The organism is Flavobacterium sp. GNP011, from assembly GCF_056428925.1.
Window position 1 is genome coordinate 64,720 of the sequence record NZ_JBWJVJ010000018.1, and the last position, 22,585, is coordinate 87,304.

The following is a 22,585-nucleotide window of genomic DNA, read 5'->3' on the forward strand; positions in this document are numbered from 1 at the left end:
GGCTTTAAAATTATAAATAAATAAGTTTTTATCTATTAAATTTCTGTCTGTTATTTACAAATTTAGTTTCATTGTGTTAAAATGACATTATAAATAGATTTTCCTAAATAGGTTAAAAGTTTTTTTAATTGATTAACATTCAAACATCGATAGAAAGTTATTTTGAGAATTAAAAATTTATTAACATTATTAAAAACTATAACGTTATAGTTACGAAAAAAATAAAAAAAGAATATTTAAAAAATAAATAATGTAATTTTTAATCAATATAAACATTAATTTCATGATTAATTAACAACTAAACCCCCAAAAATTATGAAATCAAAAAAATTTTTTTTGCTGTTTTTTTTTCTATTATTACATCCCATTGTTTTTTCGCAAACAACTGCCACTGGGAGAGAAGTAATGATGCAAGGTTTTCATTGGACCACTGATGCTTCAACAACCAAATGGTATGAGGTGATAAAAAGTAATTCAACAGCATTGCAAACAGGTGGTTTTGATGCTATTTGGTTGCCTCCTCCTAGTAAATCAACTGGAGGAATGGGTTATATACCAACAGTTTGGTATGACTTGAATAATGCTCATGGTACCCAAACACAATTAACATCATTAATATCCGATCTTCATTCAAAAAATATAAAGGTTATTGCAGACATTGTTGTCAATCATCGTGGCGGAACAACTGGGTGGTATGATTTTTCGACACCATCATGGAATACTCCAACACAAACTTGGTCTATTTGCAATAATTCAAATATTAGTCCTTCTGGACAAAAAGGAACTGGAAATCCAGATTATGATCCTGTTCAAGCAGGTTTAAAATCTCCCGGTACTACAGGATTGTTTTCTGCAGCTAGAGATTTAGACCATTCTAATGTTGAAGTTAGAAATGGTATCAAAACTTGGATGCTTTGGTTGAAAAATCAAATAGGTTTTGATGGATGGCGTTATGATTTTGTCCATGGATTTGATGGGAAATATATTAAAGAATATAACGATGCTACCTCGCCTTATTTTTCAGTTGGTGAATTGTTAGAAGGTGACCGAAATAGAATTGTAAAATGGTTAGATTACACAAAGGGTGGAACTAATACAGCTTCTTCTACTGCATTTGATTTTGCAACCAAAAACGCACTCCAAAATGCATTTAATGATAATAATTTAAGTTATTTAAAAGATGGTTCTGGCAAAGCTTCTGGTTTAATTGGAGTTTGGCCAGATAAAGCAGTAACCATGCTTGATAATCACGATACGGGACCTGTGCCTTATGGTCAAGATTTATGGATTTTCCCTGGATCAAAAGTATTAAATGGTTATGCCTATATTTTAACTCATCCTGGAACTCCTATGGTTTGGTGGCCTCATTATTTTAATTGGGGAATCAAATCTCAAATTGACGCTATGATTAAAATTAGAAAAGACAATTTACTATCTAACACCTCTACCTTAAATATAGTAGCAGCTTCAAATAATCTATATGCAGCTATTATTGACAATAAAGTGGCAATGAAATTAGGATCAGATAATTGGTCTCCTTCTGGAACTGGTTGGATATTAAAATTATCTGGAACAGGTTTTGCAATTTGGGACAAGTCAAGTGTTGTTGATTTACCAAGCCTAACAGTAAGTCAAGTAGGAGGATTTTTTACAACTGGAACAACGGTTAACACTACTTTAACAGCTAATACTTCTACATCTACTATATATTATACTCTAGATGGTACAACACCAACCATTGCATCGCCATCCGCAGTTGGTACAATTACACTTTCAATTAATACCACTAAAACTCTTAATGCCTTTGTGAGAAATACTGTAGGTGTAAACTCTACAATCAAATCAGAAACATACACTTTTGGTACACTACCAACATTTACTGTATATTTTAAAAAACCAGCAAACTGGAATTCAGCTGTAAAAGTATACTACTGGTCCCCAACAGGTACAGCACCAACGGTAGCCTGGCCAGGAGTTGCAATGACAAAAGATTGTGGTGATTGGTACAAATTTACTTTCCCATCTACTGTAAGTGCTACAAACTTAATATTTAACGATGGAACATTAAAAACTGCCGATCTTACTACTACTGCCGGAATGAAATATTATGATAGTGCTTGGTTAGCTGGTGAACCGGCAAATCGTTGTCCTGTTCAAACAACTATGACAGTTTATTTTAAACCTCCAACGACTTGGACAACAACCCCAAAAATACATTATTGGAATGCTATCCCTGCTGGAAGTGTTGCCAATACAACATGGCCAGGTGTTGCTATGTTAGCCGATGTAAATGGGTTTTATAAATATACCATTACAGGACCTACATCAACTAATTTGATTTTTAATAATGGCTCAAGTGGGACTGCAAATCAAACACCAGATTTATTAAATAAAACAAATGGATTCTCTTACTCTTGGGGCACTAGTACAGCAAAAGTTGCACTAAATAAAGAACTTAAAACTGAAGATAATACCATTTCAGTATATCCAAATCCTGTAAGTAGCCTTTTATATGTAAACTCAAGCTCTCCAGTTTTAGATTATAAAATTCAAGCTATGGATGGTATACAAGTGAAATCTGGAAAATCAAACAACAATGCTATTGATATGAGTTATTTAAATAATGGGATATATATCATTCATATACGCTTTGAAAATGGACAAGAATTAAAACAAAAAATTATAAAAAATTAAAGTATTCATTAGATTATAAGAGGCTGTTCATGACAGCCTCTTTTTTTTGATGAAATATTTAGATCCAAAACGAAATAATCTAACTTTTAAAAAATTAAAACTACAGTAATACTTTTTTAACGCTAAAATCTACAAATCAAAAAAAATTAATCTTTGATTATAGAAAAAGCAAATAAAAATTATAGATATTATATGTTTAATAACTGAATTTGACTTTTTAACCTTTCAATTAACATACTCATCATTCGTTTGTTTAAATTAGAGCTATTATTTGTGTAAATTTCATATTCTGGAATGGTAAATAATCCAGAAATCATTCCTTTAAGTGCATTCCTAAATTTAATGTCTTTTTGAACAGCATTATCAATAGTTTTTAATTTCTTGTCTAATGAGAAACTATTAAAATCTATTTTGTTCTTTTTTAGGTGATGTAGAAAAACTTTACAAATCATTTCGTTTTGAAGTTTTAAAATGGGTCTCAAAACCTCATTCTGAAAGGATTCTTCGGTTGTGGATTGACTAGTTATAATGCCTAATGTTTTTCCTCTAAATTCAGCTATAAATTGATCTCTTGTATCCATTATTTTTTCTTTAAAATTAAAAATATAAAAGTAAAAAAGTATTATTTTTACCTGTAAAATTTTAAAAATGAGATTTCATACCAGAAAATGGGTAAAACCCGAAGATTTAAATCCCAATGGCACCTTATTTGGAGGAAAACTCCTTGCTTGGATTGACGAGGAATTAGCTTTATATACCATTGTTCAACTAGAAAATTCCAGAATTGTTACTAAATATATGTCAGAAATTAATTTTAGGAGTTCAGCAAAACAAGGTGATATCATAGAAATAGGTATAGATGTCATCAAGTTTGGGACTACCTCAATTAGTTTAAAATGTGAGGCCAGAAATATGATGACTAGAGAAACCATTATTTCCATTGATCAAACTACTATGGTTAATGTTGATGAGAATGGAAAACCGAAACCACACGGAAAATCAGTTATTGAGTACGTAAAAGACAGGTTGTAAGTATCTGTCTTTTTAATTGTTTAATTCAATTTTAGATTCGAATATTTCTAAGTCAAAATAACCAACAGCAGCTATGATGTGATCAAAAATATCAGACATGATAAATTCATAATTTTCAAAACGTTTGTCATGAGAAAAGGCATATACTTCAAGAGGAACACCATGCTCTGTTGATTGTAATTGTCTACAAAGCATGAGCATATCTTTGTTAAGTCCAGGATAATTGAATAAATATTCGGTAATGTATTTTCTAAACAAGCCTAGATTGGTCAAATTACGACCATTTATAGCTAGGGATTTATCTATTTTATTTTCAAGATTGTATCTTTTAATTTCATTTTTTCTTTCGTCAATGTAGTGGCTAATCAAGTGTATTTTTTTTAAATCAACCAGCTCTGCTTCTTCAAGAAAGCGAATGCTACTTGTTTTAATTAAGATGTGTCGTTTAATTCTTCGTCCATCCGAGTTGAGCATTCCGCGCCAGTTTTGAAAAGAATCTGAACTCAAACTATATGTAGGAATTGTAGTGGTAGTATTGTCAAAATTTCGAACCTTAACCGTAGCTAAATTGATTTCAATTACATCTCCGTCTGCGCCAAATTTATCCATCGTAATCCAATCCCCAATTCGAACCATATCATTTATAGAGACTTGCACACTCGACACAAAACCTAAAATCGTGTCTCTAAAAATCAAAATGATCACCGCAGATACGGCTCCCAAAATAGTTAAAAGTTCTTTTTTGTCAATATCAAATAGCTTGGATATAATTAATGTAGTACCGATGACCCACAATAAAATCATAATTACCTGAATAAAACTATCTATCGGTTTGTCACTGTATCGAGGTTTTAGTTTTAAATAATCTCGTAACGCATTAAAAATAGTTCTGATAATCCACAATACGAGTACAATAATATAGATACCAACTATTTTTGCAAAAATCCCTTCCCAATATTCAAATCGGTCTAAAATTACGGGCACAGATTTGTAAATAAATAAAAGCGGTATCAAATGCGCAATGTATTTTGCAGTTTTATTTGAAACCAATAAATCGTCAAACTTGGTTTTAGTTTTTTGAGCAATAATAGCCAGAATAGTTACTAGTAGTAGCCTGAAAACAAGGTAAATAGCATATGAAAGTGCACAAAGTACAAAAATATTAAGCAGTAAACTTAAATAAGACGTTGCGCTACTTCCCAAACCTATTTTGCGTAAAATGGGATATATAAAAGTGAAAATTTTCTCGATGTATTTAAACATTTTTCAGATATTTTTTATCGACGTAAAAAGTTCCGAAAGGGATTAAGGAGCCCAAACAGATAATTCCAAATTTTTTCCAATCCCAATTTTGCTCAAATTTCAGCATTATTGCTAATATGATATAGCTTACAAATAATAGACCGTGTGCCATTCCTATTGGAAAAAGTAACGTTTTATACATAACTAAATTTATAGGTTTTATAATTAGCATATTTGAAAACAATGCCAAATAAGAAACCCCTTCCAATAAAGCGACAATTTTAAAAATTTTAAGCATTTGTATTTTTTTATTTTGAACACAAAATTAAGTATAAACATTGATTTTAGATGCTTAAATCATAAAACTAAATTACTTTTGTTTCTCTAAACTTTGATAATGAGCAAGCGAGATTTAAAAAAATACATAGCACAATTGACTAAAGAGCAACTTGAAGAACAAATTATAGAGTTGTACGAGAAATTTAGTCCCGTAAAAGTCTATTATGATTTCGTTTTTAATCCAAAAGAAGAGAATTTATTAAAAGAAGCTAAATTGAAAATAGCGTATGAATATTTTCCAGTAAAAAAATCAGGTAGGCGTAGCCGACCGAAAATGAGACGTTCTGTGGCTCAAAAATACATCAAGCACTTTACTGCGTTAGGGGTTGACCCGTTTGTCATAGCTGATTTGATGTTGTATAACATTGAAATTGCTCAGACATTTGCTTCAGAGAACATCATAAAACAAGATTTATTTTTCAAAAGTATGTTCAATTCCTTTGAGCAAGCTGTGATTTATCTCATTGCAAGTGCTATTTTAACTGATTTTAAACCCAGACTCAACGCTATTCACAACGGTATATTAGATCAAAAATGGTATAATACTCCTGAATTTGATGCTATTATGGAACGATTAGAGTATTAAAAAGTTTCCTTAATTTAAATTAATTAATCAGATGCGGTTTTTTTTAAATAAAATTGACAATTAAACTGTTTTTTAGGTGTATTTTTGCAAAAATCCAATAATTAGCAATGTCCCAAAACACCTTAGAAATAGAAATAGAAGACAAAAAACAACTCTACGCATACCAACAAGGCGATATTGACGCCATTTTTGAGCGTATAGATAATGCACCACCACAACACCATTTATTATATCAATTACCTACAGGTGGTGGTAAAACAGTAGTTTTTTCAGAAATTGTGCGTCGTTACTTATCTCAACATGATAAAAAAGTGGTTGTGCTAACACATAGAATTGAGTTGTGTAAGCAAACTTCAAAAATGCTTAAAGGTTTTGATGTAAAAAATAAAATCATCAATAGTAAAGTAAAAGAGCTACCAGATCAAAATGATTATTCTTGTTTTGTTGCCATGGTAGAGACTTTAAAAAACCGTATCAATGATGATAAATTACACCTAGATAATGTAGGTTTAGTTATTATTGATGAGGCGCATTACAACTCTTTCAGAAAATTATTAAGTTCTTTCAAGAATGCTTTTATACTAGGAGTAACTGCAACGCCATTGAGCTCTAACATAAAATTACCCATGCACGAGAGCTATGATGAATTGATAGTAGGTGATACCATTAACTCATTGATAGAAAAAGGTTTTCTTGCAAAAGCAATTACCTATAGTTATGATGTAGGCTTAACTTCTCTTAAAGTAGGTATTAATGGAGATTACACCGTAAAATCTTCAGATGATTTGTATACCAATATGGCTATGCAAGAAAAATTATTACATGCTTACACCGAAAAATCATTAGGCAAAAAAACCTTAATTTTCAATAATGGTATCAATACATCACTTTATGTATATGAAACATTTAGAGAAGCTGGATACGCTATAAGACATCTTGATAATACTAGTAGTAATGAGGAACGAAAAGACATTTTACACTGGTTCAAATATACTCCAGACGCTATTTTAACCTCAGTAGGTATTCTTACAACAGGTTTTGATGAGCCTACCGTTGAAACCATTATCTTAAATAGAGCTACTAAATCTCTAACTTTATACTATCAAATGATAGGCCGTGGATCTAGAAAATTACCAGGTAAAGACAGTTTTAATGTAATAGATTTAGGAAATAATGCAGCCCGTTTTGGACTGTGGAGTGAACCTGTAAACTGGCAACACATTTTTAAATCTCCTGAGTTTTACCTAGAAAATTTAAGAGACGACACTGAAATCGAAATGTATTTTAAATACACGATGCCTTTAGATGTGCGAGCCAAATTCAGTAAAACCGAAGTTGTAACTTTTGATGTAGAGGAAGAACATAAACTTATTATAAAATTAAACTTACGTTCAAAGGAAGTTTTGGATAAATCATTAGATCAACATGCAGCTATGTGTGTTGACAATTCCGAAACCTTGCAAGAAGCAAAAGCTCTAGGTAAATTATTAGACGATGATATTGAATGCCGTATCAAGCGCTATGCAAAATGTTTGAGTCAGTGCAGTAAAAACTATAGAGAATGGCTTGTAGATGATTATAAACTTAAATTGGTTCTATTAACAGGTAAAAAATACCGAGAAAAAATCATGAATGAACCTGATGAAGATTAATTTCTTTATTAGGAGCTAATCCTGCTGTACACTGTATCTTTTGTGGTCTCAAAAAAGAGACCACAAAAGGATGCCGTTCCCATCAGGGCTAAAATTAGGTTACAAAAGAACTATTATTTTTAAAATACAAAACCAAGAAAAAATGCAAAAACAATTCTCAGATTTAGGATTAGCAACACCCATACTTAAAGCAATAGCCGATTTGAAAATTGTTATTCCTACTGAAATTCAAGTACAAACCATTCCATTGTTACTCGCAGACAAACAGGACTTGGTGGGTATTGCAAAAACCGGTACTGGAAAAACAGCTGCGTTTGGACTTCCTATTTTACAATTGATAGATATTAATGTTCCAGCAATTCAAGCCGTAATTTTAGTACCAACTAGAGAATTGGGACACCAAATCTTTAAAAATTTAGAAGATTTTGCAAAATATCTACCTCAAGTTTCTATAGCTGCAACTTGTGGAGGAATACCCATAAAACCTCAAATAGAAAGACTTACTTTGCCTACACACATTGTTGTAGCAACTCCAGGACGATTAATTGATTTGATACAACGTAATGCCATAAACCTCAAAGAGACAAGATTCCTTGTCCTTGATGAAGCTGATGAAATGGTCACGATTCTAAAAGAAAGTTTAGATGAAATTGTGGCTCAATTGCCTAAAACACACAAAACATTTTTGTTTTCGGCAACTATGCCGGGTACAATTAAGCAATTGATTCAAAACTATTTAAATAAAAATGTAGTGCAAGTAAGCGCTAACATGGAAACAATAGGTAATCAAGGGATAGATCACCAATACATTGTAGTGGACCCTATAGAAAAACTAGATGTTTTAATGCACTTTCTTACTACAAAAGAGGGTCAACGCGGAATCATTTTTTGTAAAACAAAAGCTGCCGTAAATAAATTAGCCAAAAACTTAGCCATCAATAGATTTTCATCTGGTGCCTTACATGGTAGCTTGTCTCAAGGTATTCGAGATCGAATAATGGAGCAGTTTCGTGAAGGCCACATTAATATTCTAGTAGCAACAGATCTTGCAGCTAGAGGAATAGATGTAAAAGAAATTTCATATGTTGTAAATTATCATTTACCTGATGTATACGAAGCATATGTACACAGAAGCGGTAGAACAGCTAGAGCAGGAGCAAAGGGACTTGCCTTAACTGTGCTACAACAAGAAGAGGTAGTTGAAATTGCTGACTTTGAAAAAGAATTGGGCATCAAATTTTTACCTTTTGCTAAACCGAACAAAGCAAGTATTGAAGAAAACAATACGTTCTTGTGGGCCAAGCAAATTTTTAAGACCAAACCCAATCATGAGGTTGCAGTTGAATTAAAAGAAAAAATAAAAACGGTTTTCCATCATTTAACTAAGGACGAGTTAATTGAAAAACTAATAGCAAATCAAGTGCTACAAACTAAAAATGAAACACAGCAAAAATTAGAAAAACCTATCAAAAAATTAAAAAAGTAGGTTTTTTATAAAAAAAAACAACTAGTACTCCCTCAATTTAAACAGAGGGTGTACTAGTTTTTTTTTATTCTTTTTTTGCCTAAAATCAAGATTATAAGTGCAATTATCGTAGAAGTGGTTAAGATAAAAACCATAGGTAAAATTGAATTCTTAACAAATAAACCTACCGCAAACGATGCCATCGCACCCAAACCTAACTGAATAGCGCCCATTAATGCAGAGGCACTTCCAGCATTTTTTTCAAAAGGAGCAAGAGTCAGTCCCGCAGTATTTGGATTGGAGATTCCTAAACAAGCTAAGAAAATAAAAAGCATATCTATGGTTTCATACAAACCTAATAAACCCTTGAGAGCAAGAAATAAAAATACAATAGAGATTATTGATTGCACTACCAAAGCACCTATTATCATTTGATCACTTCTAAATTTTCTTAACAATAAAGAATTTAACTGACTTGCGCTAATAAAGCTTAAAGACATAAAAGCAAATATCCAACCATACGTTTTTGCATCTATCTTATAAATGTCCATAAAAATAATAGGAGAGGCAGCCACATAAGTAAACAACCCAGAGAAAGCAATTGCTCCTGCAAACGCATAGGTATAAAATTGTGGTACTTTAAGTATTGAGATAAATCCAGAAACAATAGGTTTAGGTTTTAAGGAAATAGTAGTGTCAGGCACAAAAGTATTGGGTAAGCCAAGCAATGCAGCAATTAAAATTAAAATCCCCATACACATCAAAATAAAAAAAACGGTATGCCAGCCAAAATCTTCAGTGATATAACCACCTATAGTTGGCGCTAGCATTGGCGAAAGCCCAACTACCAGCATTAACATTGAAAATACTTTAGGAATATCTTTCACAGGAAATAAATCCCTAACCATTGATACAGATGCTACTGTTGCGCCACAACTACCTATGGCTTGTATAAATCGTAGTCCAATAAAAGTGTCAATATCAGTAACAAATACGCAGCCTAACGAAGCTAAAATATAAACCAACATTCCTATGAATAAAGGTTTTTTTCGACCAAAACGGTCCAATAATGGCCCATATAATAGTTGACCTGCTGATATGCCTATAAAATAACTGGATAATGTCAAGGAAACATTGGCCACAGTGGTATTCAAATCTTTTGCAATACCCGCAAATCCGGGTAGGTACATGTCAATTGAAAAAGGACCAAGTGCTGTTAGAGATCCTAGAATAAGTATTAATTTGATGTATTGTAAACGAGACATTACATTTTGTACCTTCATATTTTATTTTTTGCAAAAGTAGCCAATATAAATGGGATGCTACGGTTGTTTATTTTTTTAAAAGCAAAACAAATCCAGATACAAATAAGAGCGAAAGCATGATTTTTTTTAACATAGTATCATTCAAAAAAAGATATACCTTTTTTCCCAATACTAAAGCCAAAATGAAAAAAGGCAATACATAAAGAGAGTTGTACAGTTGTTGCCATGTTAATATTCCTTCAAAAGCAAGAACAGGAATTCTAAATAACGTAATTAAACCAAGAACCCCAAACATGGTTGCTCTCATAATCTTCACATCCGAAGTTTCATTTTTAACAATGATCAAGTATAAAGGCCCACCAGTTGAGAAAAGTCCTGAAAAAAACCCTCCTAAAAAACCAAATAGAAACTTCATTTTAGAAAACAATTTGATTTCTTTAGCATTACGAAGACTATTTAAGACAAACAAAATAATGAAAATCCCTAAAGCTTTTTTTAAAATAACGGGTTGTCCGTAGGCCAAAACAACAATGCCTACAAGCAAACCAAAAAATGAAGAAACAGCTAATTTTTTTAATAAATCTAAATTTATGTTGTGCCACTCTTTATAAACATGAATAGGAGTAGAAATCATGTAAAAAATAGATAAATATCCCACAGCGTCTGGCAATGGCATGGCAAATAATAAAAAAGGTAATGCAATTAGAGCGCCAGCAAATCCAGTAATTGTTTGAACAAAAAAACCTGTAAAAATTCCAAGTGAAAGTAAAATCATCATTGTATCCATTTTGCAAAATTAAATCAAGAATAACTTCTTGTAAAATGGTTTCAATGGTTAAAAAGTTAAAAAACACATTTTTAAATTGTAAATTTGTATTTTAAAAACTTTTTTATGGTGGATGCATTAGATTTAAAAATTATTGAATGTCTAAAACAAAATGCCCGATATTCATTTGTAGAAATTGGCAAGCAAGTAGAACTTTCGCCATCTGCAGTTAGAGAGCGCATTCAAAAACTAGAAGACTTAGAAGTTATCAAAGGATATCGAGTAAGATTAGACAATACTAAGCTTGGTTATGGTCTTGAAGTTTTCATCATGTTTAAACTATACAGTGGCAAATTGAGTGTTTTTTGTGAAAATTTAGATCAATTTCCTGAAATTTTTGAAATTCACAGAATTACAGGAACGCATAATATTTTTATGAAAGTAATTTTAAATAATCAGTTGCATTTGCAAAAATATATTGATCGATTATTGGTTTACGGTGAGCCAACTACACATTTAATTTTATCCAATCTAAAAGAAGATCTTTAATTAAGCAATTTTCAAAATAATTACTTGTATTTATATTTGACCTATAATTTATATTATGTAAAATAGAAAATATAGAATTAAAAAAACATTGCTCTTTGCAATGTTTTTTTAATTAGCTTTTTGAAGTTTAAATCATTAAGTATGATTTATGTTTATTTGATTTGAACTGGAATTGACCAATTATCCCATTTTAAACTAAATGTATTTGAGTTAATTTCATAAGTCAATTTTTCATATGCAGATCTAAGTACTTCTGGTTTTACAACAACTCGCAATTGATCATCTTCTTGCTTGTATTTATAAGCTCCCCATTGTTTAGCTACTTTATTAAATATGATTGTACACTCATTGCCATTTGGAATAATAAAAAAAGAATATTTTCCGGCTGGTAATTTTGATCCTTCTACAGTAAGATCTTTATCTGTTTCAAATGTTGTGGCATCATTTGCACCAGCGCGCCAAATTTTGTCAAATGGCACCAATTCGCCCCATATTTTTCTTCCATTAACAGATGGACTACCGTAGTCAACAGTTATTGTGGCGTCTTTAATTTTACCTGTGATTGTTTCTTTACTACTCGTAGGCTTACTTTGAGCTCCCATTACATTTACTAGCAGTAATGCAATTATTGCAAAACCAGTCTTAATAATTGATTTCATAATTTTTATTTATTAGTTACTGTATAAAATTAAAAAAACTGTGCAACAAACTTATATACACAGTCTTATTTTATGAAAAAATTAAGGAATGTATAATTTAATGGTAAACCATTTACAAAGCTATTTTATCTGCCTATTATTTTCTATTTTTACACTAGAAAAACAAACATTATGAATTCTATTGCTGAGCAAATTGCAGACTTTTTAAGTGATTACGCGCCTTTTAATTATTTAGCGTTTGAAGAACTTTCACAAATAGCTAGTGATGTAAAAGTTGTTGTTTTAGAAAAAAATCAAACTTTATTTCAAATAAATGATGTGCTTCATGACAGTTTTTATGTAGTATCATCAGGTATAATCAATTTGTCAGTGATCTCTGATTCTGAGGAGACTTTATTGAACAAGTGTTCAGCAGGTGACATTTTTGGTTTAAGACCTTTTTTTGCCAAGAATAATTATATGATGACGGCTAAGTCTCGAGAAGAAACTATTGTTTATGCTATTCCTATTGCTTCGTTTAGGCCTTTTGTAGCTAACAATCCGGATGTATTAAATTTTTTATTGGAAAGTTTTGCAGTAAATACTAGAAATCCAAAAGACAAGGAAAATTTAATAGGAAAGTTAATATCTGACAATGTTTTTTATTCTGATCAGCAGTCTGAGATGCAGTATTTTCAGTCCTTAACCTATAATTTAAATCCCTTAAAGACTACATTGTATTCTAGTGTTCAAGATGTAGCACAGCAAATGACTTCTTCTTTAACAAACAATATATTAATCTGTGAAAATGATTTTCCAGTCGGTATTGTTACTGATACTGATATGAGAACAAAGATTGCTACTGGAAGATTTCCAATTACGGTAACTGTTGATAAAATCATGTCCTCACCCGTAGTTACTGTTCTTGAAAATGTTTCATTAGCCGAGGCACAATTATTAATGCTTAAAAATAATGTAACGCATCTATGTGTAACATTAGATGGAACGGATAAATCACTAGTTAAAGGAATCATAAGTGAGTACGACTTGATTGTTGCACAAGCTAATAGCCCTGGAGTACTTGTTAAAGAAATTAAACGCAGCCAAACTGCAAAAGAACTCAAACAAATAAGAGATAGAGTTGCAGATTTGATACAGACATCCATTTCTAAAAACGTTCCTTTATCTCACGTTTTTAATATTACAAGCGAAATTAATTTGGCATTATTAAAACGTACTGTTGAATTGTCAATATTAGATTTAGGCTCCCCTCCTGCTCGTTTCGCCTGGTTAAGTATAGGTAGCCAAGGTAGAAAAGAACAATTACTATTTACAGATCAAGATAGTATTTTAATATTTGAAGATGTTGCTGCAGAAAAGTATCGTGATGTAAAAGATTATTTTTTGAAATTAGGAAAAAAGACAACTGCTACACTTGAAAAAATTGGATTTTCATCCTGTCCTAATGGTCATATGGGGAGTAATATGCAATGGTGTAAGTCATTGACTGATTGGATTAAACAATACGACAACTGGATGAATACTCCAGGTGAAAACAGTTCAGACTTAAGTAGTATATTTTTTGATTATGAAATCATTTTTGGCGAGCAAAAAATGGAAGATGCAATTACTGATGTCATTTTTAAAAATGTCTTGAAGAGTACACTTTTCTTTGATTTCTTAGGTAATGATGCTCTTAGAAATAATTCACCATTAACGTTCTTCAAAAAATTTCATGTTGAAGAAGAAGGTGAAAATAAAGACAAATTTGATATCAAAACACGTGCTCTTATGCCATTAATTGATGGGGCCAGAATGTTTTGCTTGTCCTTTGAAGTAAAGGGCATTAATAATACTTTTCAAAGATTCAAGCAATTATCTATAACAGATCCTAAACATTCTGAAATCTATTTAAACTGTGCCGAAGCCTTCCTTACATTATCAAAATTTAGAACTTTAGAAGGGCTAAAAAACGATAATAATGGTCAGTATATTAATTTAGAGGAATTATCAAAAAATGATAAAGAGAAATTAAAGAATGCTCTAGCCCCAATGCGAGATTTAGAAGAATTAATTAAAAGTAAATTTCAACTTACACAATTTTCATAGTATGTTAGATTGGTTAAAAAATATAAATAAAGAATATCCTGATTTTTGGAAAGCTTACACAGCCAAGTTTGAGAAAAAGTCATCCAGATTTGTTGTTTTTTCTACTGAAACAACGGGTTTAAACCCTAAATACGATGTGATTTTGTCCATTGGTTCTTTTTCTGTAGTTAATAATTCCATTGTAATTGGTGATAATTTTGAAGCTGTATTGACGCAGTATAATTATTTTCATGACAATGGTTTGACAAATGAGTTTTTGGTTGAAAGTAAATTAAAAAAAATAAGTGAACCAGAAGCTTTAAAGTCTTTTTTGGAATACATAGGTAACTCAGTATTAGTAGGACATCATGTTGATTTTGATGTTGATATTATTAATGAATCCCTTGAACGAATGGATTGTGGAAGGTTGAAAAATGAAGCACTAGATATTGATGTTATGCATAGAAAGCTTCAAGATATTACAGATAAAGAAAGTCCACTTGATGAACTTTGTGAGTTTTATAAAATTCCAGTAAGTGACCGTAATTCAGCAGCAAACGATGCTTATAAAACGGCGCTATTGTTTTTAAAATTAAAATCTAGATTGGGAATTAAATAGTTTTAGTCAATTAACTGTATTCCTTTCCAATATTTACCATGATGCGTTATAGAAATGGGCTTTTCTACTATTGAATTAGAATCTATTATAAAGGGAATACCATTCTTTTTTAAAATTTCAATACTAGGATTAATACTTTTGATCCTTCTAAAATGCTCCTTATTTGCAACAGCAATAGTGTAAATTGTATTATTTTTAATTGTGCTTTGGGTAAAATAGGATCTCCCCTTTATTAAAACACTTCCTAAAATGGCGTCTTGGTAAACACATTCTAATTGTGAAGGAAAAAATCCTCTTATTCCTGTTTCCCTATTATAAATTTTATAGGCAGCTTCTTTTCTAGACCATAAATTCCAGACCATTACGTCTGGAAATTCAGTTGATGCTATTAATTTTTGTTCGTTTATGGTAAATATTTTTTCTAAAAACCCTTTGCGTTTCCAATTGCTTTCTTTTGAAGCCAAATCTAAATCGACGATATCATTCCCTATCATTTTGGAGGTCGGATTACATCTTTTCAGATAATTTAGTTTCAATAATTTCTAAAGCTGCTTTTACGTTGATCATGCGTTCCATAGCTTCATTATCAATAATGATATCATATTTTTCTTCAATGTCCAAAATAACATCTACTAAATTAGCAGAGTTGATCTTTAAATCATTTATAAAATCGGTGTCTTCGGTAAGAGTGTCAAATGCTTCTTGATTTGCAATATACGGTTTAACTATATTTTTTAATTCTGCTATGGTTTGTTCTTTATTCATAAGTAGTATTTTGATAAATGTAATGATTTTTTGTTTTCCTGTACGTTATATTATTTGTATTTTTTGAAAATCACACAACCATTTACATCCCCAAAACCAAAACTAGCTTTTGCAATTATATTTAATTCAATTTCAATAGCTTGTTGTGGTATTCGTGTTTTATCAATTAATGCTGTGATTTCTGAGTGTAAATCGGGACAATTAGTATTCGGAAAAACAAATCCATGATGCAATTGCAATACCGATGCAACACTTTCTAGACTTCCCGCTCCGGACAAACAATGACCTACCATTGATTTCAAAGAGTTTATATACGGAAAATCTTTTCCTTTTCTGCCCAAAGCTTCACTCCAATTCTGAATTTCTAAACTATCTTTTGATGTAGCTGTTAAATGTCCGTTGATTGCATCAACTTCATTTGATGAAATTCCAGCATTTGTTAAGGCATTTTGAATACATTTTTGTACTGCAACAGGATTGGGTGCTGTCATTGTCCCAAGTCCGCGCTGACCGCCAGAATTAACATGCCCACCTAAAACTTCGGCATAAATTTTGGCGCCGCGAGCTATGGCGGTTTCCAAATCTTCCAAAACCAAAGCTCCTGCTCCACTTCCAGGAACAAATCCTGAAGCACTTTCTGACATTGGCCTTGAGCCGTGTTCTGGATCTTGATTGTATTTAAAAGTACACACTTTCATAGCATCAAAACCACCCCAAATATAGGGACCTGAATCACTTGTACTGCCTGCTAAAATACGTTTGGCTTGACCTGATTTTATGCGGTCATAGGCCATCAAAATGCTTTCAGTACCCGTTGTGCAGGCTGAAGAATTTGTTGTGACTTGGTTTCCCAAACCTAATTTACCTCCTAAATATGCGCTTACGCCACTATTCATAGTTTGCGCTACGGCAGTACTACCCAATCTTCTAGTTTGAAAATCATCAATTTTATAGATGCTTTCACGAAATTTATCAATTCCGGAGGTTCCTGTTCCAAAAATAGTTCCGCTGTCCCAATCTGGTTCTTCATTTATTTTTAAAGATAATCCGGCATCTTTCCATGCATCAATACCCGCTATTACACCATACAAAATTCCAGATGAATTGAAATTTCTTAACTCTAGTTCTGAAAAATAGTGTAAAGCTAATTCATTAGAAATTTCAGGTTTTCCCGCTATTTGACAAGAAAATTTCAATCTTTCTAACTCTGGATCATGTTTAATTCCTGAAATTCCGTTTTTAATGGCATGTGTAAACGCATCAAGGCCAACTCCATTTGGAGCAACAACACCTAGCCCAGTAATAACAACTCTCTTTTTCATTTATTTAGAAATTATCATTCCAGCAATTGTTCCTGTACACACCACTTCTTCTTTTTCATTTTTCATGATTACTTTACATTTTAATTTTCCGAATCTAAAATAAATTTTCTCGGAAATTACGGTTACTTTTTCTTTAGGGAAAACAGGTTTTAAAAATTCAATATCTGTTGATGTTAAAGCAATTGCAATATTTATATTTAAGTTTTCATTTAATAAAAATATACCTAAACATACTAGACCAATTTGAGCCATCACCTCTGTCAATATTACTCCTGGTGTAACTGGATTGTCTTTAAAATGTCCGCTATAAAAGTCAAGATTTTCATCAAAAGTATAGGTTCCTTCTACTCCATTTTCATCAATTGAAATGATTTCATCTACAAAGAGAAACGGTTTAGTATACGGTAATTTGCTTAGGATATCTTGGTTTGTCATTGTTTTTAAAAGTGAATTAAAATTGTAACAAAACTCTTTGAGCAGAAAATCCTGGACCAAAACTCAACATTAAACCCTTTTCCCCTTTTTTAGGCTGATTATCCATTATTCGTTCTAAAACATATAAAACCGTTGCACTAGACATGTTTCCGTACAATCGTAAAACCTCTTTGGTATCGTCTATATTTTTACCCAAACTGGAAAACAAACTTTCTACCGTTTGTACTATTTTTTTTCCTCCTGGATGAAAAATTAAATGATCAATATCTTCCATTTTTAAATTATTTTTTTCTAAAAAGGGATGAATAATATCAGGAAAATGCGAAGCAATCGTTTCGGGAACTTCAATATCCAAGACCATTTGTAATCCAGAATTCGTTAATTTAAAGCCCATCATATGAATGTTATCATAGAAATGATACATCTCTTCGGCTAGAATTTCAGGTCCGTCGTCGTCTTCATGTGATGATAAAAGCACACAAGCCGCTCCATCGCCAAAAATGGCGGCACTCACAATATTGGCCATAGAAAAATCATCCAATTGAAATGTAGCTGTTGGACTTTCAACTGCAATTACAGCAGCACGTTTTCCGGGATTGGCCTGCAAAAAGTTTTTTGCATAGATAATTCCTGAAATTCCTGCAGCACAACCCATTTCAGTCACAGGAAGTCGGACGATATCTTGACGCAATTGTAATTTATTAATTAAATATGCATCTAATGATGGAATCATAATTCCAGTGCAACTTACTGTAATAATGTAATCTAAATCTTCAGGGTTCCAGCTGGCTTTTTCTAACGCTTTTTCTAATACCTTTTCGCCTAAATCAATCACTTCACGTACATAGATGTCATTTCTTTCTTCAAAAGAAGTTTTGGTAAACACTTCAATTGGATCCATAATAGAATATCGTTTATCAACTGCAGCTCCTTCAAAAATTTTCTTTACTTTTCTAATAAAACGCTCGTTTTGTCCTGTCAACCAAGTGTCTAAAAAAGGAATTATTTCATCCGTATTTTTAGAATATTTAGGTAGTTGTTTAGCAACTGTTTTGATTTTTACACTCATATTTTCGAAATTATCCATTGGTAACGAAAAGCCCATTTCCAATGAATTTTATAGTTTATGAAATTTAATTTTTTAGAAAAATGAATCAGTTCTTCTTTTTTAAAACCTCTTAAAATAGAAGTCAGGCCATCCTCTCTGGACATATCATTCAATTGAAATACAAAACATAACCCTTGAAATAAGCGGTATGCAATTGGACTTCGATGTAAATCATTAATTACAATTCCTATCGATGAATTTTTATAGAAAACTTTTAAAAAATCTTCAATTTCATGGTTTTTGAAATGATGTAATGTTAATGTGCACAAGACAATATCGTATTTTAATTCCTTAAAAGAATCCTTAAAAATATCTTCACACCGATAACTGATATTCGTATATTTTTCTGACAATTTTATTGCATGAGAAATTGTAAAATTGTTAGCATCAATACCTATCAACTTAAAATTTAGTTTATTATTAAGTCCAAAATCAGCTAAATTCCGCAACATATCACCATTGCCACAACCTACATCCACAATTAGAATTTCTTCTTTTTTAGATTGTTGAATAAGTTCTTGTACTCCTCTTAAGGTCAACTGATTTCCACCTAATAGCTGATTGATTTTTGCTATTTTGTCTAAAGCATCTCGTAAAATTTCGCCCTCTAAGGCAAAATCGTCCATTATTTCTGGTTTATCAGTTCTGTACTTCGTATTTAATGCCATTTAAGATTGTAAAAGGATTGGTTTTCCGTGTGTTTTTTTAATAATTTTAGGTAATAAAAAAGGAAATATACTTAATAAACGCATTAATATCCCCGAAAGTTTTTGGTTTTGTAAAATATTTGATAAAAACCGACCCATTTTAAGTCGTTCTTTAAAGTTAAAATTCCATTCTTGTATGTATTTTTCTTCTAATTTTTCTCGAGATTTAATTTCACTGGTATAGTATTTATCAACTAATTCTGAAACAATTTTAGCGCTATGAATTGCCATTGCCATTCCGTTGCCGCACAAAGGATGAATAAGTCCCGCAGTATCTCCAATCATTAAAATATGATTCTCAACAGCTTGTTTTTTTTCAAACGATACTTGGCTTATTGTTAAAGGTTTTTCAAAAAGCATTTTTGTTTTATTGAAAATTTCGTTCAAATGAGGGTTTTGCTCTAGAACATTACTTTGAAACTCTTCAATATTTTTATATTGTTTAAATGTTTCATAATCTGCTAGATAGCAAATATTAATACTATCGTTTTCTACTTTGGAAACGCCACAATATCCACCTTTGAAATTATGAAGCCCTACTAAATCATTAGGGAAATCACCCGTATAATGCGCCTTAACTGCAAGCCAATGAGACTTTTTAGTGATGAAATCCCGGTTCATTTTTTGGTCAATATTCGAACGTTTGCCAAAAGCACCAATAACAATTTCAGATTTTAAAATACTATTTTTTGCTGTGGTAACGTTAAATTCATTGTCTGCAAAGACAATTTCTGCTACAGTATCTTGTAAAAAGTGACAGCCATTTTTGATTGCTATTTGATACAAATAATGATCCAAAGCAAAACGACTAATGCCAAAACCTCCAAGTGGTAGCTTACTTTCTATAGTTTTTCCACTTGATGTTGAAAATTCAAGATGAGTAATATGTGTAGGATTTAAATGAGATAGGTCAAGACCAAGCCAGTTTAAATAAGGTAAAACTTCGTTAGAAATGTATTCTCCACAAACTTTATGTTTTGGAAAACTATTTTTTTCAATAACCGTTACTTGAAGTCCAATTTTAGACAAATGAATTGCAGCAGTCAAACCTGCTAAACCACCACCAACAATAAGTACTTCTTTGTCTTTCATCTGGAAGTAAATTTATGGATAAGTTTAATACCATTTGCTATATAAAACTTAAAAAAACTTACATAATTATGGTCTAAAAAAATAGAGCAACAAAAAAAAGCCGCTTTAAAATAAAACGGCTATTCTTATATTTAAACTTTTCCTTCTTTAATTTCTTCAACAATTTCAGGATTTAATAAGGTTGTAATATCACCAAAGTTAGAATAATCTCCTTCGGCAATTTTACGTAAAATTCGCCTCATAATTTTTCCAGAGCGCGTTTTTGGTAAACCAGAAACAAACTGAATTTTATCCAACTTAGCAATAGGTCCAATATGATCCGAAATATGTTGGTTGATTTCCTTAGTTAAGTTTTCCTTGTTACGGGTTTCGCCAGTTTCTTTTAGGATAACAAAACCATATAAAGCATTCCCTTTGATATCATGAGGAAAACCTACAATAGCTGATTCAGCAACAGCTGGATGTTCATTGATAGCATCTTCAATGGGAGCTGTTCCTAAATTATGACCTGAAACAATCACGACATCATCTACGCGACCTGTAATTCGATAGTACCCAACTTCATCTCGTAAAGCGCCATCACCTGTAAAAAATTTACCTGGAAAAGCTGAAAAATAAGTATCTTTATAACGCTGATGGTCACCCCATATAGTTCTGGCAATTCCTGGCCAAGGAAATTTGATACACAAACTACCTACCACTTGATTTCCTTCGATTTCGTTGCGCTTATCATCCATCAAAACAGCTTGCACTCCTGGAAGCGGCAAGGTTGTATAGGTTGGTTTTGTAGGAGTAACAAAAGCTATTGGAGCAATCATAATTCCTCCCGTTTCTGTTTGCCACCAAGTATCTACAACTGGACATCTTTTGTCCCCAACATGGTCATTGTACCAGTGCCAAGCTTCTTCATTAATAGGTTCTCCAACGGATCCAATTACTTTTAAAGATTTTAATGGATATTTTTGTACAAATTCTATATTTTCTTTCGCCAAAGAACGAATAGCAGTTGGCGCGGTATAAAATTGAGTGATTTTATGTTTTTCGATTACCTCCCAAAAGCGACTAAAGTCAGGATAAGAAGGAACTCCTTCAAATATCACTGTAGTTGCCCCATTTAAAAGTGGTCCATAAAGAATGTATGAATGACCAGTGATCCAACCGATATCAGCCGTGCACCAAAATACATCACTTTCTTCATAATTAAAAACATTTTTAAAGGTATACGCCGTATACACCATATAGCCTGCCGTGGTATGTACCATTCCTTTTGGTTTTCCAGTAGAACCCGATGTGTACAAAATGAATAAAGGATCTTCGGCATCCATTATTTCTGCAACATTATTATCCGAAGCTTCATCTAAAAGAGGTTGTAACCATTGGTCGCGACCCTCTTGCATGCTGATTTCGGTGTGAATTCTTTTGGCTACTAAAACTTTTTCTACAGATGAACACTTCTCTAATGCTTCATCAACAATACTTTTCAAGTCAATTGTTTTGTTTCCTCTAAAACCACCGTCAGCAGTAATTACCATTTTGCAAGAACTGTCATTAATACGACTGGCTACTGCCGATGCAGAAAATCCAGCAAAAACAACTGAATGTATCGCTCCTATTCTGGCGCATGCCAATACAGATACTGCCAATTCTGGAATCATGGGTAAATAAATGCAAACTCGATCCCCTTTTTTAATTCCTTGTTCACGCAACACATTTGCCATTTTACAAACACGCTGGTGCAATTCATTATAAGTAATGTGCAGAGCTTCTTCGTCTGGATTATTTGGTTCAAAAATTATAGCGGTTTTTTCGCCTCTTTTTGCCAAATGTCTATCAATGCAATTTTTGACAATATTCACTTTGGCTTCCGTAAACCATTTGATGTCGGCTTCAGCCATATTAAATTCAACAACCTTGTCCCACTGCTGGTACCAAGTGAAATTTTCCTCTGCTATTTTTCCCCAAAATTTTCTAGGTTCACGAACTGATTTATTGTAATGTTTGAAGTATTGTTCTAGATTGTCAATTTTGTAGTAACTCATAGTGTAATTTTTTATAAAAGTATTAAATCTATGCTTATTGAGAAAATTATTTAAATGATAAATACCCACAAAAAAAAGTAAAATCGAGAATGTTTGATGTAATTTTTTGTCAATATATAGGTTATTCACCTATTTGAAGAAAATCGACACCATACAAAAAGGCGAGAAAGTGCAATCTTTCG

The 22,585-nt window shown here is 31.9% G+C and carries 22 protein-coding genes; 8 read left to right on the plus strand and 14 right to left on the minus strand.

The features are described 5' to 3' along the window. Positions 1-315: 315 nt before the first annotated feature. On the plus strand, positions 316-2,694 hold the full coding sequence (locus AC061E_RS13760; RefSeq protein WP_478286755.1) for a starch-binding protein: 2,379 nt from the start codon (positions 316-318) through the stop codon (positions 2,692-2,694). A 188-nt stretch (positions 2,695-2,882) separates the two neighbouring features. On the opposite strand, the gene AC061E_RS13765 is transcribed toward AC061E_RS13760, so the two are convergent. Further along, positions 2,883-3,275, minus strand: a complete 393-nt coding sequence (locus AC061E_RS13765) for a glyoxalase (protein ID WP_478286756.1) — start codon at positions 3,273-3,275, stop codon at positions 2,883-2,885. A gap of 67 nt (positions 3,276-3,342) precedes the next feature. On the opposite strand from AC061E_RS13765, the gene AC061E_RS13770 reads away from it, so the two are divergent. Further along, positions 3,343-3,726 carry an acyl-CoA thioesterase gene (locus tag AC061E_RS13770; protein WP_478286757.1) on the plus strand — a complete coding sequence of 128 codons (384 nt, stop codon included), beginning with the start codon at positions 3,343-3,345 and terminating at the stop codon, positions 3,724-3,726. A gap of 12 nt (positions 3,727-3,738) precedes the next feature. Here AC061E_RS13770 and AC061E_RS13775 read toward each other — a convergent pair whose 3' ends face one another. Next, positions 3,739-4,989 carry a mechanosensitive ion channel family protein gene (locus AC061E_RS13775; protein ID WP_478286758.1) on the minus strand — a complete coding sequence of 417 codons (1,251 nt, stop codon included), beginning with the start codon at positions 4,987-4,989 and terminating at the stop codon, positions 3,739-3,741. Next, positions 4,982-5,266 (minus strand): DUF3817 domain-containing protein, encoded by a 285-nt coding sequence (locus AC061E_RS13780; RefSeq protein ID WP_478286759.1) that lies wholly within the window; start codon positions 5,264-5,266, stop codon positions 4,982-4,984. The genes AC061E_RS13775 and AC061E_RS13780 overlap by 8 nt, the downstream gene beginning before the upstream one ends. A 99-nt stretch (positions 5,267-5,365) precedes the next feature. Between AC061E_RS13780 and AC061E_RS13785 the strand changes: the two genes are divergently transcribed. The 3 genes from AC061E_RS13785 (at position 5,366) to AC061E_RS13795 (ending at position 9,031) form a co-directional block, all read left to right on the plus strand. Further along, on the plus strand, positions 5,366-5,893 hold the full coding sequence (locus AC061E_RS13785) for a DUF6155 family protein (protein ID WP_478286760.1): 528 nt from the start codon (positions 5,366-5,368) through the stop codon (positions 5,891-5,893). A 107-nt stretch (positions 5,894-6,000) separates the two neighbouring features. Then, positions 6,001-7,545: a DEAD/DEAH box helicase gene (locus AC061E_RS13790; RefSeq protein ID WP_478286761.1), complete on the plus strand. Its 1,545-nt coding sequence runs from the start codon at positions 6,001-6,003 to the stop codon at positions 7,543-7,545. A 142-nt stretch (positions 7,546-7,687) separates the two neighbouring features. Then, positions 7,688-9,031 carry a DEAD/DEAH box helicase gene (locus AC061E_RS13795; RefSeq protein WP_478286762.1) on the plus strand — a complete coding sequence of 448 codons (1,344 nt, stop codon included), beginning with the start codon at positions 7,688-7,690 and terminating at the stop codon, positions 9,029-9,031. A 53-nt stretch (positions 9,032-9,084) separates the two neighbouring features. On the opposite strand, the gene AC061E_RS13800 is transcribed toward AC061E_RS13795, so the two are convergent. Beyond that, a complete protein-coding gene (locus AC061E_RS13800; RefSeq protein ID WP_478286763.1) occupies positions 9,085-10,293 on the minus strand; it encodes a multidrug effflux MFS transporter in 1,209 nt (402 codons plus the stop codon). A gap of 49 nt (positions 10,294-10,342) precedes the next feature. Then, the gene (locus tag AC061E_RS13805; protein ID WP_478286764.1) at positions 10,343-11,053 is read right to left on the minus strand and encodes a sulfite exporter TauE/SafE family protein; all 711 of its coding nucleotides are present in this window, start codon (positions 11,051-11,053) and stop codon (positions 10,343-10,345) included. 114 nt (positions 11,054-11,167) lie between these two features. On the opposite strand from AC061E_RS13805, the gene AC061E_RS13810 reads away from it, so the two are divergent. Beyond that, positions 11,168-11,590: an Lrp/AsnC family transcriptional regulator gene (locus tag AC061E_RS13810; protein ID WP_478286765.1), complete on the plus strand. Its 423-nt coding sequence runs from the start codon at positions 11,168-11,170 to the stop codon at positions 11,588-11,590. A 152-nt stretch (positions 11,591-11,742) separates the two neighbouring features. On the opposite strand, the gene AC061E_RS13815 is transcribed toward AC061E_RS13810, so the two are convergent. Continuing rightward, positions 11,743-12,249: a DUF2911 domain-containing protein gene (locus AC061E_RS13815; protein ID WP_144890820.1), complete on the minus strand. Its 507-nt coding sequence runs from the start codon at positions 12,247-12,249 to the stop codon at positions 11,743-11,745. A 171-nt stretch (positions 12,250-12,420) separates the two neighbouring features. Here AC061E_RS13815 and AC061E_RS13820 point away from each other — a divergent pair, with 171 nt between their 5' ends. Together AC061E_RS13820 and AC061E_RS13825 are read left to right on the plus strand one after the other, a co-directional pair. Next, positions 12,421-14,337, plus strand: a complete 1,917-nt coding sequence (locus tag AC061E_RS13820) for a DUF294 nucleotidyltransferase-like domain-containing protein (protein WP_478286766.1) — start codon at positions 12,421-12,423, stop codon at positions 14,335-14,337. A gap of 1 nt (position 14,338) precedes the next feature. Beyond that, on the plus strand, positions 14,339-14,935 hold the full coding sequence (locus AC061E_RS13825) for a 3'-5' exonuclease (RefSeq protein ID WP_478286767.1): 597 nt from the start codon (positions 14,339-14,341) through the stop codon (positions 14,933-14,935). A gap of 2 nt (positions 14,936-14,937) precedes the next feature. On the opposite strand, the gene AC061E_RS13830 is transcribed toward AC061E_RS13825, so the two are convergent. From AC061E_RS13830 to acs, 8 genes are all read right to left on the minus strand, one after another. After that, complete coding sequence (locus AC061E_RS13830) at positions 14,938-15,429, minus strand: 4'-phosphopantetheinyl transferase family protein (RefSeq protein WP_478286768.1); 492 nt, start codon at positions 15,427-15,429, stop codon at positions 14,938-14,940. A gap of 13 nt (positions 15,430-15,442) precedes the next feature. Continuing rightward, positions 15,443-15,700, minus strand: a complete 258-nt coding sequence (locus AC061E_RS13835; protein WP_144890812.1) for an acyl carrier protein — start codon at positions 15,698-15,700, stop codon at positions 15,443-15,445. Positions 15,701-15,750: 50 nt separating this feature from the next. Further along, entirely contained in the window at positions 15,751-17,022 is a 1,272-nt protein-coding gene (locus tag AC061E_RS13840) for a beta-ketoacyl-[acyl-carrier-protein] synthase family protein (RefSeq protein ID WP_478286769.1), read from the minus strand. After that, positions 17,023-17,457, minus strand: coding sequence for a 3-hydroxyacyl-ACP dehydratase FabZ family protein (locus AC061E_RS13845; RefSeq protein WP_478286770.1), 435 nt, complete (start codon positions 17,455-17,457; stop codon positions 17,023-17,025). A 16-nt stretch (positions 17,458-17,473) separates the two neighbouring features. Then, on the minus strand, positions 17,474-18,526 hold the full coding sequence (locus AC061E_RS13850; protein ID WP_478286771.1) for a type III polyketide synthase: 1,053 nt from the start codon (positions 18,524-18,526) through the stop codon (positions 17,474-17,476). Continuing rightward, positions 18,523-19,233, minus strand: coding sequence for a methyltransferase domain-containing protein (locus AC061E_RS13855; RefSeq protein WP_478286772.1), 711 nt, complete (start codon positions 19,231-19,233; stop codon positions 18,523-18,525). Before AC061E_RS13855 ends, AC061E_RS13850 begins: the two co-directional genes overlap by 4 nt. Continuing rightward, entirely contained in the window at positions 19,234-20,364 is a 1,131-nt protein-coding gene (locus AC061E_RS13860) for an NAD(P)/FAD-dependent oxidoreductase (protein ID WP_478286773.1), read from the minus strand. It lies immediately after the preceding gene. A gap of 131 nt (positions 20,365-20,495) precedes the next feature. Next, positions 20,496-22,403, minus strand: a complete 1,908-nt coding sequence (acs, locus tag AC061E_RS13865; protein ID WP_478286774.1) for an acetate--CoA ligase — start codon at positions 22,401-22,403, stop codon at positions 20,496-20,498. Positions 22,404-22,585 lie beyond the last annotated feature (182 nt).

Coding starts and splice junctions, on each gene's coding strand:
- AC061E_RS13760 (WP_478286755.1), top strand. CDS start 316: ATGAAATCAAAAAAATTTTTTTTGCTGTTTTTTTTTCTATTATTACAT.
- AC061E_RS13765 (WP_478286756.1), bottom strand. CDS start 3,275: ATGGATACAAGAGATCAATTTATAGCTGAATTTAGAGGAAAAACATTA.
- AC061E_RS13770 (WP_478286757.1), top strand. CDS start 3,343: ATGAGATTTCATACCAGAAAATGGGTAAAACCCGAAGATTTAAATCCC.
- AC061E_RS13775 (WP_478286758.1), bottom strand. CDS start 4,989: ATGTTTAAATACATCGAGAAAATTTTCACTTTTATATATCCCATTTTA.
- AC061E_RS13780 (WP_478286759.1), bottom strand. CDS start 5,266: ATGCTTAAAATTTTTAAAATTGTCGCTTTATTGGAAGGGGTTTCTTAT.
- AC061E_RS13785 (WP_478286760.1), top strand. CDS start 5,366: ATGAGCAAGCGAGATTTAAAAAAATACATAGCACAATTGACTAAAGAG.
- AC061E_RS13790 (WP_478286761.1), top strand. CDS start 6,001: ATGTCCCAAAACACCTTAGAAATAGAAATAGAAGACAAAAAACAACTC.
- AC061E_RS13795 (WP_478286762.1), top strand. CDS start 7,688: ATGCAAAAACAATTCTCAGATTTAGGATTAGCAACACCCATACTTAAA.
- AC061E_RS13800 (WP_478286763.1), bottom strand. CDS start 10,293: ATGAAGGTACAAAATGTAATGTCTCGTTTACAATACATCAAATTAATA.
- AC061E_RS13805 (WP_478286764.1), bottom strand. CDS start 11,053: ATGATGATTTTACTTTCACTTGGAATTTTTACAGGTTTTTTTGTTCAA.
- AC061E_RS13810 (WP_478286765.1), top strand. CDS start 11,168: ATGGTGGATGCATTAGATTTAAAAATTATTGAATGTCTAAAACAAAAT.
- AC061E_RS13815 (WP_144890820.1), bottom strand. CDS start 12,249: ATGAAATCAATTATTAAGACTGGTTTTGCAATAATTGCATTACTGCTA.
- AC061E_RS13820 (WP_478286766.1), top strand. CDS start 12,421: ATGAATTCTATTGCTGAGCAAATTGCAGACTTTTTAAGTGATTACGCG.
- AC061E_RS13825 (WP_478286767.1), top strand. CDS start 14,339: ATGTTAGATTGGTTAAAAAATATAAATAAAGAATATCCTGATTTTTGG.
- AC061E_RS13830 (WP_478286768.1), bottom strand. CDS start 15,429: ATGATAGGGAATGATATCGTCGATTTAGATTTGGCTTCAAAAGAAAGC.
- AC061E_RS13835 (WP_144890812.1), bottom strand. CDS start 15,700: ATGAATAAAGAACAAACCATAGCAGAATTAAAAAATATAGTTAAACCG.
- AC061E_RS13840 (WP_478286769.1), bottom strand. CDS start 17,022: ATGAAAAAGAGAGTTGTTATTACTGGGCTAGGTGTTGTTGCTCCAAAT.
- AC061E_RS13845 (WP_478286770.1), bottom strand. CDS start 17,457: ATGACAAACCAAGATATCCTAAGCAAATTACCGTATACTAAACCGTTT.
- AC061E_RS13850 (WP_478286771.1), bottom strand. CDS start 18,526: ATGAGTGTAAAAATCAAAACAGTTGCTAAACAACTACCTAAATATTCT.
- AC061E_RS13855 (WP_478286772.1), bottom strand. CDS start 19,233: ATGGCATTAAATACGAAGTACAGAACTGATAAACCAGAAATAATGGAC.
- AC061E_RS13860 (WP_478286773.1), bottom strand. CDS start 20,364: ATGAAAGACAAAGAAGTACTTATTGTTGGTGGTGGTTTAGCAGGTTTG.
- acs (WP_478286774.1), bottom strand. CDS start 22,403: ATGAGTTACTACAAAATTGACAATCTAGAACAATACTTCAAACATTAC.